This is a genomic window from Nautilia abyssi (genome assembly GCF_055388085.1).
The window spans coordinates 963,659-980,485 of sequence record NZ_AP042376.1; the positions used below are offsets into that span (position 1 = coordinate 963,659).

The following is a 16,827-nucleotide window of genomic DNA, read 5'->3' on the forward strand; positions in this document are numbered from 1 at the left end:
AAGTGTTTTGGTTTTGCGATTTTAGTTAAAATGAACTGTTTTGTCAAGTTTTAACGCAACCTTATAACCTTAAGAGGATTAATAGGCTTGTCTTTATACGTCACTTCAAATTCAAGGGAGTTTTTCACTCTTGCTATTATCTGTCCTCTTTTTACGTAACTTCCTTTTCTAAGGAGCGGCGAAACTTTTATAAGATTCGCATAAACACTGAATAAATTACCCGGGTGTTTTATAAAAATAACTTTCCTGTCTCCGTTATCGCCTATATAAACCACTTTACCGCTCATAATGGATCTGACAACGGAATTCGGCTTTGTTTTTATTGTAATGGAATCGTTATATATTCTTATTTTGTAAATAGGATCAATGTATGAACCGAACTTTTTAATTACTTTGCCGTATACCGGAGGAATGGTTTTTCTTCCTCTGTAAGTTGCCGTTTTAGGTTTAAAATATACAGATCCCACTTTTTTGACGTTAATCTGAGGGGTTCTTTTTTTAACAATTTTAAGTTCCTGCAGTTTTTTTCTCAAACTCTGCTGTTTTCTTATCATAGAAAGAAGTTTCTTTTTATAGTCTTCTTTTTGTTTTTTCAAAGAAACAAGCTCTTTGACTTTTTCTCTTCTCAGTTTGGCGAGTTCGTTTCTTTTTTTTATCAGAACAGCCTGTTTGGATTTGATATCGTTAATTTTTTTATTGGTGTTTGCAAGATTTTTATCAATTTTTTTATACTGGAAAAGCAGATTTGATATCTGTCTGGAATAAAGCTCAAGCGCTTTTTTGTTTATTTCGCTGTAAATGAGGTCATTAAGAGAATCTATCTGTTTTGTATCAAGGTAATAATTTTGAGAAATAAATTTAATCACCTCCGCTTTTATATCCTCTTTTTTTCTGTTTAAGCCTTTGGCAAGATCTGTCAGCTCGTTTAATGTTCTGTTTGAGTTTTTCAGCTGCTGCTGTAATGTATTGATATCCTTTTGGACGTCTTTTTCTTTTTTATTCAAAAGTTCTATCTGACGCTCTTTTGACAAAATCTGTCTGGCCAGCTTATCCAGCTTTTTATTCATTTTGGCAATTTTATAAGAAGTGTATCTAAGCTCTTTTTTAGTGGAAGTAACAGAAGCAAAGACAAAAACCGAAAAAACAATCAATAAAACTATTCTTTTCATTTTTTCCTTCCGATTACGACTACTATCGATGAAATAAACGAAATGGAAAGACTGACAATTAACAGTATTAAAATTTCTTTTTGTAAATCAAGCCCGGATGTAATATTTAAATCTCTCATAACCGCTTGAAAATAAATTGAATTTTCCATATAAAAAATTATAGCGACAGTAAAAATTAAAGCTGCTATCGAATCAATAAAAGCAATTTTGAAAAGCGCCGCCCCTCTGAACCAGAAAGGCGCACCGAAAAGCTCCATAATATACATTCTTTCATTATGTTCAAGACGCCATACTTCAAGCTGCTTGATAATCAGTAAAAATCCAAGTACCGCTATTATTACCATAAACACGTTACTTGTTATTTTCAAAAGCATTAACAAGTTGTAAATTTTCGTCTGTGAAGAACGGTATGTCAAAACTCTCTTAATATAAGGATAGCTTTTAAGCGTATCTTCTATATCGCTGAGCTTTTTAGGAGAAGGTAAGGTTTTTAATTTAAGTCTGTAAAAATAAGGCATTTTAATTTCATCAAGATTTATGTTTTTAAACTTTCTTTTCATATAATTAAGCTGCCTGGATATGTCAATTTTTTCAATTTTTCCTATATCTTTTATATCCAGATGGGTTATTTCTTTGTCGCTTACTACAACAATTGAATAATTGTTTAAAATATTCTGCTGGTACTGATGAAGTATATCATTAAACAGTCTAAATAAAAATATACTTAAAAGTATAGACACAAGTGCCAGGATAAGGGCAAAATGGCTTTTAAGAGAGTTCATAAAGAGTTCCTTTTTCAAGGTGTATTTGTCTGTAGTTAATATCAAATGTCTGAGGAAGTGAATGTGAAGCTATCATAATAGTTATGTCTTTTTCTCTGTTTGCCATTATAAACAACTCCATTACAAGATTCGCCGAATATTCATCAAGCCCGGAAATAGGCTCATCCGCCAAAATCATAACGGGATCGTGTATTATAGCTCTTGCAATCGCAGCCCTTTGCTGTTCGCCTCCGCTCAGTTCAGCCGGATATTTATCCAGTTTATGCGAAAGCTTTACTTTATTTAAAAGTTTAATAGCCTCTTCTTCGGCCGTTTTTTTATCTATTCCGGCTATCAGCATAGGAAGCATAACGTTTTTTAGAATTGTCCATTCCGGTATAAGCTTATAATCCTGAAACACCACTCCCAGATATTTTCTGAGATATGAAAGTTTCGATTTTTTAATATTGTTAAGCTCTATTCCTCCAACGTTTAAAGAACCGTTGAAAACAGGGACTTCTCCGTATAGGGATTTGATTATAGTAGTTTTTCCGCTTCCGCTGACACCCGTTAAAAAAACGAAATCCTTGGTATATATTTTAAAATTTGCGTTCTTTATTATCGGCTCGCCTTTATAACCTACATATAAATTTTTAGCTTCTACCAGTACACCCATTAAACAGCCTTTTAAGTTCTTTGTGAGCTAGATAATTTTCTTTTATAGGAGCCGGAAGCTTAAAATATTCCGGTTTGTCTTTATTTAAAATATAAATATGTTCGGGCCTGTTGAAATTTCCTATCGTAGCTCTGATAAGTTCGTTATTATCATCGATTTTAAATACTTTTTCTATATGTATTACAAATTTATCGTAAATTTTAGGTTTGAAATCAAGATTTTCAAGCCTGCAGTCAAAAGAAAAATCAAAATCGTCATTAATTTCTTCCGATATTTCATGATTAATCATGTAAATATCATATATGTCTTTTTGCTGTCTTCTCCATCTGTCTTCATATTTGCTTGATACTTCGTAAGGAATGTTTTTTTTGACTTTCAGATCCATTTCTTTAAATTTCATAAATTCGTTAAAAGAATATTCAAAATAGTTATCGCTGTCCGTTCTTAAATGTAAAAAACCGTCTCTTTGCAGCACTCTTTTTGATTCGTTTATAAAATCTTCGTTTATAACCCTTCTATGCGGCTTTTTATCCCACGGGACCGGAAAGTGCACATATATGGAATGCAGCTGATTTGAATTTATCTTGCTCAGAATTATTCTGGCGTCATGGTTTATAATTCTGATATTGTCTATTTTTTCATGAATACATCTTTTCAAAACCTGCTCAATTGACGGTTTGTGAATTTCAATTCCAAGTATCGTTTTTTCCGGATATTTTTTAGCAAGATGTATTAAATGCCTTCCGCTTCCGAATCCGACTTCCACAATATCTATACCGCTTAAATCGGAAGTGATGTCCAAAAGATTTTTATCAGGGATTTTTTCTTTAATGCCTTCTATGTTTTCAAATAAAATTTCGGCTTCATGCAGTTTAACAAAAGCCTTGTAGGCTTTTTTTATTTCACTGACAATCGGTCTTGTTATTTTGTCGTATTTAACAAGTGTGCCGTTTTCTTTTTGCAGCACCTTGATTAAAAACTTTGCACGCTCAGTTTTAACACCTATAAGATTTTCGGCTTTAAACAAAAACTCCACACCGTCAATATTTACAGGGTATTTAACATCTTTTAAACTGTCTACAACGATATGAGGCATTAAAAATCTACCTCCACGCTGTTGGCTTTTGAAATCAGTCCGTATTTATCCACGGCATATATATCATACGTATAAGAATGTTTATGCACTACGTTTTTATCAAAAAACCTGTTGCCGTTTACGATATATTTATGTTCTTTCGCATTAAACAGCCCGCCTTCTTTTTTTACTATCAGATATTTTACCGCTCTGTCGTCAGGACTTGACATTATAAACTGAACCCCGTCAGGCAGGATATTCGTAGAAACAAGCGGTTTAGCAGGTGCGGGAAGAGTCTGTCCCATTACTTCAGGCGTTTTGCTAAGAAGAGATTCCGTATCGTGAACGCTTACTGCGGTTACTTTATAATATTTGGTTACGCCGTCTTTATTTATTTTATCAGTATAAGTTGTCTGAGTTGTTTTTGCTATAGGCGTATATCCGAAACCTAAAAAATTCCTTGTATAAATTTTATAATATTTTGCACCCTGTACCGGCGACCAGGTTAACACTATTTTTCTTGGCAGATTGTTTGTAGCCGTAATGTTTTCCACAACCGGAGGTTTAGGATAAGTAGATACGCTTATAGTCTGAGAAGGCAGTGATTTCAAACCGTCAAACGTATAAGCTATTATTCTGTATTTATAAATTTTGCCGTCTGCAAGGTTTTTGTCAATATATTCAACATTATATCTCGGAGTTAAATTAGCCAAATCTTCCCATTTAGCGTTTTTGTCATTAAATCTTTGAATTATATATCCTTCAACCCTTTCATTTGGATGAGGCCTGAAAATTATTTTTACCATTCCCTTTTGAAGAGGTTTGATTTCAAGCGGAATCACCGGAGCTACCGTAGGAAGAGTTTTTTGAGTAACTTCTTTTGCCAAAGAAGGGATTTTAGCTTTGTTAAACGTTGCAATTCTGTAAGTATAAGTCGTAGAAGGTTTCAGTCCCGTATCTACGTATAAAGTTCTGTACGGATCATTAATTGTCGCAAGCATCGTCCACTTATGTGTTTTATTGTTGTATTTTTGAATATAATATCCGCTCATACCTTTTACCGCGCTCCATTTAAGCGCCATAGCGTTTCTGTCGGGATAAGCGTTAAACTTCTGAACAGCAGGAAGGTTGGGATTGGATTTGGGAGCCGGCTTATTATTTACCGCACAACCCGTAATAAGGAGCAAACCTATCAGATAAAGAGCCATTTTTTTCATTTTCGTATCCTTTTGGCAAATATTTTTTAAAATCATCAAACATTGGTGCAATTATACTAAGTTTTTCACCTCTTGGGTGCATAAAGTATATCTCCCTGGCATGCAGCATTACTCTAGGTATTTTCTGTTCTTTTTTACCGTAAAGCCTGTCGCCTAAAATATAGCGGCCTATAGTTCCCAAATGAACCCTTATCTGATGGGTTCTTCCCGTAAAAAGTTTAGCGGCCGCCAGGTTTTCAAAAATAGGGACAAAAAGCGTTTTGGCTTCCCTGCCGTTTTTTATATACGCCATTTTAAGACGGTTTTTAGGGTTTCTGGCTATCGGTTTGTCTACACACACAGCATCTTTTAACGGCTCGTTCAACAGCATCAGATAATACCTGCCCATTGATTTGTCTTTAAGCTGGGCGCTTAAAAACTCGTGTGTTTTATTGTTTTTGGCAATAACAAGAGCACCGCTGGTTTCTTTGTCGATTCTGTGCACTATTCCGAAACGCTCTTCCCCTGCTATGGTGGAAAGTCTGATATTTTTACTTTTCAGCCAGTCGACAAGCGTCGCTTCTTTAACCGAAGGTGCCGGATGCACTACAATCCCGGGAGGCTTGTTTATTACTAAAAGATCTTCATCCTCATATAAAACGGGGATGTCAAAATCCACTTCATATTCCTGTTCGGAATTTTCGGCATTTTTAAACTCGACTTCTACAACATCGTTTTCTTTTAACTTAACACCGCCTTTTTTTACATCACTGCCGTTTAATTTTACTAAAGAGTGTTTTATAAGGTTTTCAATCTGATTTCTTGATACATTAAGTTTTTGAGCCAAAAACTTATCAACTCTTTCGTTTTTTTCGGAAATAAACCTTTTAATCAACCGTTTCCTTTTTTAAAAATTATATCAAATAATCTCTGCCGTTGATTATTTGTATATTTATACATTGATATAACAGACAACTGTAATAAGCCAACCCAGCTAAAGCATATAAAAAACCATAAACCGGACATGAGTTTTAAACTCTCAACAAACAATCAACCGTCAGCAATTTACCATTAACTATCAACAGTTAACAATCAAATATTTTCCATTTTCAGTGTCGATTCTCCATTCTAAATTCTACATTCTTATGATATAATACCATTTTAAAAAGGCCTTCAATGAAAAGAAATCCAAAAAGAATTTTAATTAAATTTTCAGGTGAAGCATTAGCCGGTGACGACGGCTTTGGAATCAACACAAAAATATTAAAATATCTTGCAGACGAAATAAAGTCTGTAATAAAAGAGGGCTTTGAAGTTGCTATCGTCATAGGCGGAGGAAACTTCATCAGAGGCGTAAGCGCGGCTAAAGACGGAATAATAAAAAGAACTTCCGGAGATTATATGGGAATGCTGGCAACGGTAATAAACGCCGTAGCTATGCAAGAAGCACTCGAAAACGACGGAGTCGGAGTAAGGGTGCAAAGCGCTATAAAAATGGAAGAAATAGCCGAAAACTTCATAGTAAGACGTGCAATAAGACATTTAGAAAAAGGCAGAGTCGTAATTTTTGCGGCGGGAACCGGAAACCCGTTTTTTACGACAGATACGGCCGGAGTGTTAAGAGGAAGCGAAATAGGAGCGCATGCGATAATTAAAGCGACTAAAGTAGACGGTATTTACGACAAAGACCCGGAAAAATACGATGACGCCGTTTTAATCAAAGAATTAAGTTACGACGACGCTCTTAAAGAAAACATAAAAGTAATGGACGATACGGCAATAGCGCTGGCTCGTGAAAACAAGCTGCCTATAATCGTATGCAATATGTTTAAAAAAGGTAATTTATTAAAAATATTAAAAAACGATCCTGATGCCAAATATTCAATAGTTAAATAAAAGGAGAATCATGAGAATAGAACAAATCAACGCAAAAGCGCTCGAAAAAGCAAATTACGACAGATATCTGTTAAGCCAGGCAATCGCAAAAAGAGTAAACGAATTAATAAACGGGGCAAAACCTTTAATTGAACTTCCAAAACCGAACATGCAGCTTACTGAAATAGCAACTCTTGAAATAGCCGAAGGGCTTGTAAAGGTTAAAGAAATTTGAGAGAAGATTTCCTTCATCTGTTAGAAACAATAAAACATATCAAATCTACCGACGAAGCCGTCAGGCTTCTGCTTCTAAGAATCAATACGCCGTTAATTAATGAAGCCATAGAATTTGCCATAAAGGCACATCAAGGACAAAAAAGAAAAAGCGGCGAAGACTATGTAATACACCCCATACTTGTTGCAACGATAACCAGTTATTTCAGCGACGACGAAGATGTTATCACCGCAGCAATTCTTCATGACGTGGTGGAAGACACCAACTATACAATATATTATATTAAAGACAAATTCGGTGAAAACGTCGCAAACCTGGTTGAAGGGCTTACTAAAATAGTTGAAATCAGACAGAGCTCTTTAGTCCCTTCAACATCAAACGAAAAACTTACCAAATCGGCAATGACGTTCAGAAAAATGCTTCTTGCGTCGATTGCGGATATAAGGGTGCTGGTTATCAAACTCTGCGACAGACTGCACAATATGCTCACCCTCGACGCACTGCCTCCTCACAAACAAAAAAGAATAGCGGAAGAAACGCTTGTAGTTTATACGCCGATAGCCCACAGACTGGGCATATCTACGCTTAAAAACTGTCTGGAGGATCTGGCTTTTAAATATCTTCTTCCGGAAGAGTACAAAAAAATAGACGACTATCTGAAAAAACACAAAGAAGAATTCAGACTCAGACTCAACGAATTTACTCAAAAAATCCAAAAGCTTCTTTTAAAAGAAGGTCTTAAAGACTTTGAAGTTAAAAGCAGAATTAAACATTATTATTCAATATTTCTGAAAATGCAGAGAAAAGGTATATCCATAGAAGAAATACTGGATCTTCTCGCAGTCAGAATTATTGTAAACGAACCTATTGAATGTTATGAATCTCTGGGTGTGATACATCTCAATTTCAGGCCGTTAATATCAAGATTTAAAGACTATATCGCAATTCCGAAAGAAAACGGATACCAGACGCTTCATACCACCGTCTACGACGGAAACTCGATTATAGAAGTACAGATAAGAACGTTTGACATGGATAAAAATGCCGAATTCGGTATTGCCGCACACTGGAAATATAAACTCAACACCGCTCTTCCGAATGTAAAATGGCTTGAAGATATGAAATTTGACGAAGACATTGAGGATTTTTACGAACTTGCTAAAAACGATCTTTTCAGCGAAGACATAGTCGTTTACTCTCCTAAATTCGAAACCTTTACGCTTCCGCGCGGAGCGACTGCTCTCGATTTTGCGTATATGATTCATACCGATATAGGCAACAAAGCTATAGGCGCATACATAAATAAAGAAAAAGCCACCCTTCTTACTACGCTTAAAACCGGGGACATCGTCAGAATAGTAACCGGAAACGAAGTTATTCCGAGATGCAGCTGGATAGAATCTTTAAAAACAAGCAAGGCTAAATACGAACAGAAAAAACTATGCCGTCAAAAAGAAAAAGAGATAAACAAAAAATTAGCCCTTGCCATTTTAAAAGGCATATTCGACATTAACGAAATAAAACTGAGAGCCCTAATTAAAGCAAACTATTTATGCGATTCCATAAGCAAAATAGTAGAAGATAAAAATTTCTTAAAAGACGTTGTTAAAAGACTTTATAAGACTATGAGAAAAAGAAATCTTTTATATTTTAAAAACATCAACCTAAAAGAGCATGAATTCGGAAACATTAGAATACTCACAAACAAACAGATAAGCGATATCAGCTTCAATTACTGCTGCCATCCGAAATTCGGAGATAAAATATTGGGGCTTCTTAAAAAAAGAGAAGTTGAAATTCATCATAGATTTTGTAATAATGCCGAAAAAAAAATAGACAAAGCCGTTTTCGTAGAATGGATAAGGAACACCCAAAACAGATATTTTCTCGTAGTAACCCTGCAGAATAAAAAAGGCGAGCTTGCTAAATTTATAAGTTTTTTAAGCCGTCTGGGTATTTTTATTCATTCAATCAATTTAGGCAAAGAATCAAACAACTGTAAAATGGAAATAGAATTTGATTCAAAAGAGTTTAACAATATCAAACAGAAAATAGCAAACGAATACAACATAATAGAATTTATATCGACAAAGGACGCGTATAATGGGTAATAAAGTACAGAACACAAAAAACGGAGAAATTAAGATGGAAAAACATCCTAAATTAAACGAAGCGATGGCTGAAATACAAAGAGGATCAAACGAAATAATAGGTCTTGATTATATAGAAAACCTTGTAAACAGATATTTAAACACAGGTGAAAGATTTACTATAAAAGCAGGATTTGACCCTACGGCTCCTGACTTGCATTTAGGGCACACCGTTTTGCTTCAGAAACTTAAAACATTCCAAAAATACGGTGCAACCGTTCAATTCTTAATAGGAGATTTTACCGCTCAGATCGGAGACCCTACCGGCAAAAGCGCAACACGTAAAATGTTAACTCCCGAAGAAGTCGCACAAAATGCGGAAACATATAAAGAACAGGTTTTTAAAATTCTGGACAAAGACAACACTGAGGTGGTTTTCAATTCCGAATGGCTGAATGCTCTTGGCGCGGCGGGAATAGTAGAACTTACAACAACTTATACGGTTGCCAGAATGCTTGAACGTGACGATTTTGAAAAAAGATACAAAGCGCAGACTCCTATAGCAATAAGCGAATTTATATATCCGCTTCTTCAGGGATATGACAGCGTAGCGCTTAAATGTGATATAGAAATCGGAGGGACTGACCAGAAATTCAATCTTTTAATGGGAAGACAGCTTCAAAAAACATATGGAGTAGGAAAAGAGCAGAGTGTTATTATGATGCCTCTTTTAGTGGGTCTTGACGGTATAAACAAAATGAGCAAATCATTAGGAAACTATATAGGTATTACGGAAGATCCTAATACAATATTTGCCAAAGTTCTTTCTATAAGCGACGAACTTATGTGGGATTGGTATGAACTCTTAAGCGACAAATCAATTGAAGAAATCAATAAACTGAAAGAAGAAGTCAAAAACGGACTTAACCCTAAAATAGCAAAAGAAGCCCTTGCGATTGAAATCGTAGACAGATTTCACGGAAAAGGCGAAGGCGTTAAAGCCAAAGAACATTTCGACAAAGTACACAAACAAGGACAGATTCCTGACGATATTCCTGAATTTGAACTTGATGCCCAAAATATCGTAGACGCATTGGTAAATACCAAACTCGCAAGCTCAAAAAGCGAAGCGAGACGCCATATAAAAGGCGGAGCAGTTAAAATAAACCAGGAAAAAATAAGCGATCAGAATATTGGACTCAAAAGCGGAGAAGAATATATTCTTCAAATCGGAAAAAGAAAATTTGCAAAAGTAAAGGTTAAATAATGAAGCCTCTAAAAATAGGTAAACACACAATAAAGCACCCTATAATTCAAGGCGGAATGGGCCTTGGAATCAGCTGGGACAGACTGGCAGGGACCGTAAGCAAGCATGGCGGTCTCGGAGTAATAAGCGCAGTCGGAACAGGATATTATGAAAATAAAAAATATGCAAAAAAACTGGTAGAAGGCAGACCTCTTTTGGAAAAAGAGTTCTATAACAGAGACGCCCTTTTTAAAATAGTTGAAAACGCAAGAAAAATATGCGGTGACGCTCCTCTAGGATGTAACGTATTATACGCTATAAATGATTACGGAAGAGTTGTAAGAGACGCATGCGAAGCCGGAGTAGACGTAATTATTACCGGTGCCGGACTTCCGATGGATATGCCTGAATATACAAAAGATTTCCCTGATGTTGCATTGGTACCTATAGTCTCTACGGGAAGAGCCTTTAAACTGATAGCTAAAAGATGGGAAAAAAGATACGGAAGAATTCCTGACGCCGTAATCGTTGAAGGACCTCTTAGCGGAGGACACCAGGGATTTAAATACGAAGACTGCTATAAAGAGGAAAATCAGCTTGAACATCTTATTCCGGATGTAAGAGAAGAAGTGGACAAATGGGATCCTAATATTCCTGTAATAGCGGCCGGAGGGATTTGGACACACGAAGATATTATGAAATTCATAAAACTCGGCGCAAACGGAGCACAGCTTGGAACAAGATTCGCACTAACCCACGAATGTGACGCAAGCGACGAATTTAAACAGATTCTTCTTAACGCAAAAAAAGAAGACATCGTACTTATGAAGTCCCCTGTCGGATATCCGGCCAGAGGAATAAGAACAAAACTTATAGAAAAAGTAGAAAAAAAAGAAGGTCCCGCAATTAAATGTATTTCAAACTGTGTTTTCCCTTGTAACAGAGGCGAAGAAGCGAGAAAAGTCGGATACTGTATCGCCGACAGACTTGCGGACGCCTATGAGGGCGACGAAGAATTAGGATTATATTTCAGCGGAGCTTACGCATATAAAGCGGACAGGCTTTTAAGTGTCGAAGAACTTATGAAAGAGCTTACCGGAGAATAATGAAAAAACTTTTCTTTATTCTTTTTTTCACATATCTGTTCGGAGCATGTAACACACAGTCTATAAACACCGCCTATAAAGAGTATTATAAATACCAGCAGCAGTATATTTCTGCCATACTCGACAACAACAATCAAGATGAAATCAAAGCCTTAAAAGGGCTTATAGACTGCGGCAGATTTTTAAAGTTCAATATAAGCGATTATGAAAAAAAACTTCAAAAACTTTCTAAAAATAAAATTAAAAGCAAACTGAATCTAAACAAAAAATCTAAAATCCAGTCGAACACCCCGAATAATAAAACGAAATTTTCAAAATACGTAAAAATTTATTCATATAATCCTCTTAAAATCAGAATTCCCGATAAGAACATTAAATACTTTACGATAAAATCAAAACTTTACAAAAAAGTTATCGACCTTCCAAACGCAATAATCGCAAAGCCGGTATTCAAAAGACTTCCAGGCTCTGTAACGCTAAAAATAGCTCAATTCAATAAAAAAACCGTCAGAATAGTTTATTATTCAAAAAAACGTTTTCCATTTAAATACACTATAAACAATCACATTTTAACAATCAATACAACATCCAAAACGGCAAAAAAAAGAAAAATTCAAAGCGTGCTTGAAAAGCCGAAAGTATACAGGCAAAATAATAAAATAATCGTAATTGACCCCGGACACGGAGGCAAAGACCCGGGCGGTATAGGAATCGGTCACAGAATGGAAAAAATTGCCGTGCTGCAGATAGCCAAATATCTCAAAAACTTTCTCCAGCAAAAAGGATATACCGTATATTTGACAAGAAAAGGTGATTATTTTATACCTTTAAAACAAAGAACACATTTTGCCAACCTTAAAAAAGCTGATCTTTTTATTTCCCTGCACTGCAATATCGCTCCAAAACATATTAAACGCATTCACGGAATAGAAACTTACTTTCTTTCCCCTACCAGAAGCGAAAGGGCGATAAGGGTGGCAAGACTGGAAAACAAAGAGGTAAAAGGGTTAAACTATCTTGACCAGAGAGTTATTCTGAATTTTCTAAACCGAGACAGAATGATAGACTCCAACAAACTGGCTATTGATATACAGCAGGGAATGCTGAGCTCTCTTAGAAGCAGATACAAATATGTAAAAGACGGAGGAGTAAGGCCGGCTCCGTTTTGGGTACTGGTCGGAACACAGATGCCGGCCATTCTTATAGAAACCGGTTATCTTACCAATCCTTTGGAAGCCAAAAGGCTTTTCAGCCCCGCCTATCAGAAAAAACTAGCATACGGTATTGCACAGGGTGTTAGCAATTATTTTAGAAAAAACCCTTAATTTATAAGCTCAAATTCGTTTTTTTCTTTATTGTAATTATACACTTCACCCGTTTCGATTATGTAATACCACCCTATAAGATTAAGTTTTCCGCTTTCGACTCTTTCTTTTACAAACGGATATGTCATTAAATTATCAAGCTGTTTTATAATATTTAGCTGTTCTACTTCCCATTCTCTGAGTTTTGGATCTTCTATATCTATTACCGCTTCTTTTACGTCATCTATAATTTCAAGCCATTTTTTTACGTTAGGCAAAGCTTCTAATTTTTCAGGAGGATAAAAAAGAGCTTTTAACCCCCCGCAGTTGCTGTGTCCGCAGACAAGTATATTATCAACTTCCAAATATTTAACGGCATACTCCAGTATTGAGGCCGTACATTTGTAAGTACCGTCGTTAATTTCCTGAGGCGGCACTATATTCGCTATATTTCTTACAACAAACACTTCCCCCGGCATTGTCTTGGTTATAAGATTCGGAACAATCCTGCTGTCGCTGCATCCTATATAAAATGTATGAGGTTTTTGACCTTCTTTTAATTCCTCAAAAAGATCTTTATGCGCCTCAAAATCTTCTTTTTTGAAATTTAAAACCCCCGAAAAAAGTTTTTCACTCATTTTTCATCCTTTCTATCAGTTGAATTACGGTATCGGCAATTTTTTTAACGGATTCAATATTTACCCTTTCATTTAAGGAATGAGGATTTTCTATTAAAGGGCCTATCGAAGCCATTGAAACGTTAGGAAATTTGTTTTTCAGCACCGCACATTCAAGCCCGGCGTGTATGACTTTATATTCTGTATTCATGATTTCTTTTAATATTTTTGCAAGCTCGCTTATTTCAGGCTTCCAAGCCGGATATTCGCCTTCAAACTCTATTTCGGCTCCATAGCATTTCTGTTTAATATATTCTTTAAGCTCATGCAGCTTTTCATTTGAGTTTGCCCTAAGGGAGAGTATTATATTTTCATCATCGACAATTGCGAGATTTACTGATTTACTCACCACCTGAAACTCAAAATCATATTCAAGCACGCCGTGGGGAAGTTTTTTTAAAAATTCCAGATAATCATTGGAAATTATCTTAATTTCATCTCCTTTTTCGCTTACGAAACAAACTTTGGCCTGAGCGTTCGCAGGAATGGAGTTTCTTCTCTCCCCTCCTTTGAAACTGCAGATATTTTTTACTTTTTTTAACAGTTCTACAATTGCATTTGGAATGTCTTTATCGATATCTACTCCGCTGTGACCTCCCGGAAGAGCGTTTATACTCACACTTGCACAGTATCCCCTGCACTTTTCATAATTTAAAGGATATTTTACTTTTACATCCACACCGCCGGCACATCCTATATAGATATTTTCATCTTCGCTGTCAAGATTTAATAAAAATCCGCTTTTAATCTCTAGGTCTAAATTAAAAGCTCCTATAAGACCTATTTCTTCATCGTTTGTAAATAACAGCTCCAGATTGTCGTATCTTTTCATAAGATACAGCATTATGGCGACACCTATTCCGTTATCGGCTCCGAGTGTTGAGTTTTTAGCCTTCAGCCATCCGTCATGTTCTATTATTTCAATATTCGGCGCTTCTCCCACACATACCATGTCATAATGGCTCTGAAGGGCAAGAAGAGGTTGATTTTTATACGCTCTGATATTGCCTGCTTTATCCGTTTCGCAGCTGTAGCCGCAAGATTCGGCCCAATTTATTATAAATTCTTTCAGTTTTTCAGTATTCCCGCTGCAGTGAGGTATTTTTACTATTTCGTAAAAAATATCAAATATTTCTTTCATTTAAGCTCCTTAAAACGAAACAGTATCATTGTTTCTTTATGATATAATTTAAAAAAAGGCCTTTTTATGAAACTGGTAAAATTTTTCTTATTAATTATGATACCACTTTTTTTTATCGGTTGTGTAGACAAACAGGGCATTTCTTTAAAATATTATCCGGAATGTCATGAATATTACGATTATTACGGTGTATATCATGAAAAATGCGACAATAATATATATAATTTCAAAACTAAAAAGAAGCAGGAACTGCCGCCTGTGTGTTTAGACTGTAACTGAAATAAGCATACAAATAAAAAAGCCGGTATAAGTAGAGAATTTTAGGCTGGATATATTTTATAAAGGGAAAAAATGGATATAAACGCAGTTTTAAAAGAGCGTCAAAAATGGTTCGAATGGAAAAACATCAAACCTATACACCTTAAACTTGAGAAGTTTAAAAATGAAAACTTAAAAGTAAAGGATATAAAGATAGATGATGTCATAGAGATATTAATTGAAGAAAACCAGGAAAAACTTAATGAAATAGAAGAAATAGCCAAAATGATGAAGCCTTGGAGAAAAGGGCCTTTTAAAATAAACGATCTTTTTATAGACACCGAATGGAGAAGTTATATAAAATGGAACATAATAAAACCGTATCTGAATCTTGAAAACAAAGACATTCTAGATGTGGGATGCAATAATGGATATTATATGTTCAGAATGCTTGAAATGAATCCTAAAAGTATTACGGGATTTGACCCGAGTGCGCTTTTTAACCTTCAGTTTGAATTTATCAACAAGTTTATAAAAAGTAATATTGAATATAAACTTTTAGGCGTTGAGCATATACCTTTTTACGAAAAAAAATTTGACATAATCTTCTGTCTCGGAGTTCTTTATCACAGACCCGACCCGGTTACAATGCTAAAAGAGCTGAAAGCCGGGCTCAATCCAAACTCGGAAGTGATACTCGACACTCTCATAATAGAAGGAGAAGAAGAAATAGCCCTTTGTCCCGTAAGATATCAAAAAATGAAAAACGTCTATTTCATACCTACCCTAAAAGCACTTTACAACTGGATAGAAAAAGCAAAATTCAAAGATATAGAATTTATAGGCAAAAAATATACCGACCTTGAAGAACAGCGCAAAACAGAATGGATTGAAGGTGAAAGTCTGAACAATTTTCTGACTGAAGATTTGAGTAAAACGATAGAGGGGTACCCTCCGCCGCTTAGGGTATATTTAAAGCTGAAAAATTAAGCTTCGCTTCCCGCTTTCATCATAAAATAATATACCAAGATAATAAATGCAAATGTTGTAATAAATGAAGCCGCTAATATTGTACCAAATCCCATTTTTTCTCCTTTTTTTTTGAAATATAGTAAAATTATACAAAAAAGGAAATAAATGTCAAAACATTTAACCCATACCGCGGATTTAAGCAAAGAAGAAATATTACAAATATTCTCATATGCCCAAAATTTCCTTGATTTTAAAAAAAGAGAAGACTTAAACGGCAAACTGATTATTAACATTTTTTTCGAAAACTCCACAAGAACCAGAAGCAGTTTTGAAATAGCCGCCAAAAGACTTGGAGCCGATGTTGTCAACCTTGATGTGGCCAAGAGTTCTACAAGCAAAGGCGAAACTCTTTTTGATACGGCCGCAAATCTTGACGCAATGGGCCCGGACGCAATCGTAGTAAGACACAACAGGGCAGGTGTGCCGAAAATTCTTTCAAAATACGTTAAATGCTCTATTATAAACGCAGGTGACGGAGCTCACCAGCATCCTACCCAGGGACTTTTGGATCTGTTTACTCTTATGCAGAAATGGAAAAGCCTGGAAGGTAAAAAAATCGCCATAATAGGAGATATCAGAAACAGCAGAGTGGCAAACAGCGATATAGAACTTTTCACAAGATTCGGTGCAAAGGTTCTGCTGGTAGGTCCTCCCCAGTTTTTACCAAAAACGCATCTTCCGACAACCAATTCTTTAAAAGAGGCTGTTGAATTCGCAGATGCGTTAATCAGTCTCAGAACACAGACCGAAAGACACAAAAACCCTACTTTTTCATCACTTAAGGATTATGCTCAAAACTTTAAAGTTTCTAAAAAACTTCTGGGAGACAAAGATATATTTGTAATGCATCCCGGACCGGTACACAGAAACATTGATCTGGACGACGATATAATGGATGACGAAAGATGCCTGGTATTAGAACAGGTTAAAAACGGCGTTGCCGTAAGAATGGCTATATTAAAACATCTTTTAACGAAAAGATAAAA

At 35.6% G+C, this 16,827-nt stretch carries 17 protein-coding genes; 9 read left to right on the forward strand and 8 right to left on the reverse strand.

What is annotated here, in order from left to right:
• Positions 1–50: 50 nt before the first annotated feature.
• Genes ACZ5EP_RS04875 through ACZ5EP_RS04900 form a run of 6 tightly spaced genes read right to left on the reverse strand, consistent with a single transcriptional unit; the run spans position 51 to position 5,772 of the window.
• Positions 51–1,169, reverse strand: coding sequence for a murein hydrolase activator EnvC family protein (locus ACZ5EP_RS04875; RefSeq protein ID WP_464508189.1), 1,119 nt, complete (start codon positions 1,167–1,169; stop codon positions 51–53).
• The gene (locus ACZ5EP_RS04880) at positions 1,166–1,951 is read right to left on the reverse strand and encodes a hypothetical protein (RefSeq protein WP_464508190.1); all 786 of its coding nucleotides are present in this window, start codon (positions 1,949–1,951) and stop codon (positions 1,166–1,168) included. Before ACZ5EP_RS04880 ends, ACZ5EP_RS04875 begins: the two co-directional genes overlap by 4 nt.
• On the reverse strand, positions 1,938–2,606 hold the full coding sequence (locus ACZ5EP_RS04885; protein ID WP_127679625.1) for a cell division ATP-binding protein FtsE: 669 nt from the start codon (positions 2,604–2,606) through the stop codon (positions 1,938–1,940). Before ACZ5EP_RS04885 ends, ACZ5EP_RS04880 begins: the two co-directional genes overlap by 14 nt.
• Positions 2,584–3,702 (reverse strand): tRNA (guanosine(46)-N7)-methyltransferase TrmB, encoded by a 1,119-nt coding sequence (gene trmB, locus ACZ5EP_RS04890; protein WP_464508191.1) that lies wholly within the window; start codon positions 3,700–3,702, stop codon positions 2,584–2,586. The genes ACZ5EP_RS04885 and trmB overlap by 23 nt, the downstream gene beginning before the upstream one ends.
• On the reverse strand, positions 3,702–4,898 hold the full coding sequence (locus ACZ5EP_RS04895) for a hypothetical protein (RefSeq protein ID WP_464508192.1): 1,197 nt from the start codon (positions 4,896–4,898) through the stop codon (positions 3,702–3,704). The genes trmB and ACZ5EP_RS04895 overlap by 1 nt, the downstream gene beginning before the upstream one ends.
• Entirely contained in the window at positions 4,837–5,772 is a 936-nt protein-coding gene (locus ACZ5EP_RS04900) for an RluA family pseudouridine synthase (RefSeq protein ID WP_464508193.1), read from the reverse strand. The genes ACZ5EP_RS04895 and ACZ5EP_RS04900 overlap by 62 nt, the downstream gene beginning before the upstream one ends.
• 281 nt (positions 5,773–6,053) lie before the next feature.
• Between ACZ5EP_RS04900 and pyrH the strand changes: the two genes are divergently transcribed.
• The 6 genes from pyrH to ACZ5EP_RS04930 are packed head-to-tail and all read left to right on the forward strand — an operon-like array spanning position 6,054 to position 12,754.
• Positions 6,054–6,773 carry a UMP kinase gene (gene pyrH / locus ACZ5EP_RS04905; protein ID WP_464508194.1) on the forward strand — a complete coding sequence of 240 codons (720 nt, stop codon included), beginning with the start codon at positions 6,054–6,056 and terminating at the stop codon, positions 6,771–6,773.
• 10 nt (positions 6,774–6,783) lie between these two features.
• A complete protein-coding gene (locus tag ACZ5EP_RS04910) occupies positions 6,784–6,987 on the forward strand; it encodes a DNA-directed RNA polymerase subunit omega (protein WP_127679620.1) in 204 nt (67 codons plus the stop codon).
• Positions 6,984–9,098 carry a RelA/SpoT family protein gene (locus ACZ5EP_RS04915; RefSeq protein ID WP_464508195.1) on the forward strand — a complete coding sequence of 705 codons (2,115 nt, stop codon included), beginning with the start codon at positions 6,984–6,986 and terminating at the stop codon, positions 9,096–9,098. The genes ACZ5EP_RS04910 and ACZ5EP_RS04915 overlap by 4 nt, the downstream gene beginning before the upstream one ends.
• Positions 9,091–10,344, forward strand: a complete 1,254-nt coding sequence (gene tyrS, locus ACZ5EP_RS04920; protein WP_464508196.1) for a tyrosine--tRNA ligase — start codon at positions 9,091–9,093, stop codon at positions 10,342–10,344. Before ACZ5EP_RS04915 ends, tyrS begins: the two co-directional genes overlap by 8 nt.
• Positions 10,344–11,429 (forward strand): nitronate monooxygenase, encoded by a 1,086-nt coding sequence (locus tag ACZ5EP_RS04925; RefSeq protein ID WP_464508197.1) that lies wholly within the window; start codon positions 10,344–10,346, stop codon positions 11,427–11,429. The genes tyrS and ACZ5EP_RS04925 overlap by 1 nt, the downstream gene beginning before the upstream one ends.
• Positions 11,429–12,754, forward strand: a complete 1,326-nt coding sequence (locus ACZ5EP_RS04930) for an N-acetylmuramoyl-L-alanine amidase family protein (protein WP_464508198.1) — start codon at positions 11,429–11,431, stop codon at positions 12,752–12,754. Before ACZ5EP_RS04925 ends, ACZ5EP_RS04930 begins: the two co-directional genes overlap by 1 nt.
• Here ACZ5EP_RS04930 and ACZ5EP_RS04935 read toward each other — a convergent pair.
• Both ACZ5EP_RS04935 and ACZ5EP_RS04940 read right to left on the reverse strand, forming a co-directional pair.
• Entirely contained in the window at positions 12,751–13,371 is a 621-nt protein-coding gene (locus ACZ5EP_RS04935) for a carbonic anhydrase (protein WP_464508199.1), read from the reverse strand. The genes ACZ5EP_RS04930 and ACZ5EP_RS04935 overlap by 4 nt on opposite strands.
• Positions 13,364–14,551 (reverse strand): M20/M25/M40 family metallo-hydrolase, encoded by a 1,188-nt coding sequence (locus ACZ5EP_RS04940; RefSeq protein WP_464508200.1) that lies wholly within the window; start codon positions 14,549–14,551, stop codon positions 13,364–13,366. The genes ACZ5EP_RS04935 and ACZ5EP_RS04940 overlap by 8 nt, the downstream gene beginning before the upstream one ends.
• A gap of 66 nt (positions 14,552–14,617) precedes the next feature.
• On the opposite strand from ACZ5EP_RS04940, the gene ACZ5EP_RS04945 reads away from it, so the two are divergent.
• The 3 genes from ACZ5EP_RS04945 (at position 14,618) to ACZ5EP_RS04955 (ending at position 16,825) form a co-directional block, all read left to right on the forward strand.
• Positions 14,618–14,830, forward strand: a complete 213-nt coding sequence (locus ACZ5EP_RS04945; RefSeq protein WP_464508201.1) for a hypothetical protein — start codon at positions 14,618–14,620, stop codon at positions 14,828–14,830.
• A gap of 72 nt (positions 14,831–14,902) precedes the next feature.
• Entirely contained in the window at positions 14,903–15,799 is an 897-nt protein-coding gene (gene cmoB, locus ACZ5EP_RS04950) for a tRNA 5-methoxyuridine(34)/uridine 5-oxyacetic acid(34) synthase CmoB (RefSeq protein WP_464508202.1), read from the forward strand.
• 147 nt (positions 15,800–15,946) lie between these two features.
• The gene (locus ACZ5EP_RS04955; RefSeq protein ID WP_464508203.1) at positions 15,947–16,825 is read left to right on the forward strand and encodes an aspartate carbamoyltransferase catalytic subunit; all 879 of its coding nucleotides are present in this window, start codon (positions 15,947–15,949) and stop codon (positions 16,823–16,825) included.
• Positions 16,826–16,827 lie beyond the last annotated feature (2 nt).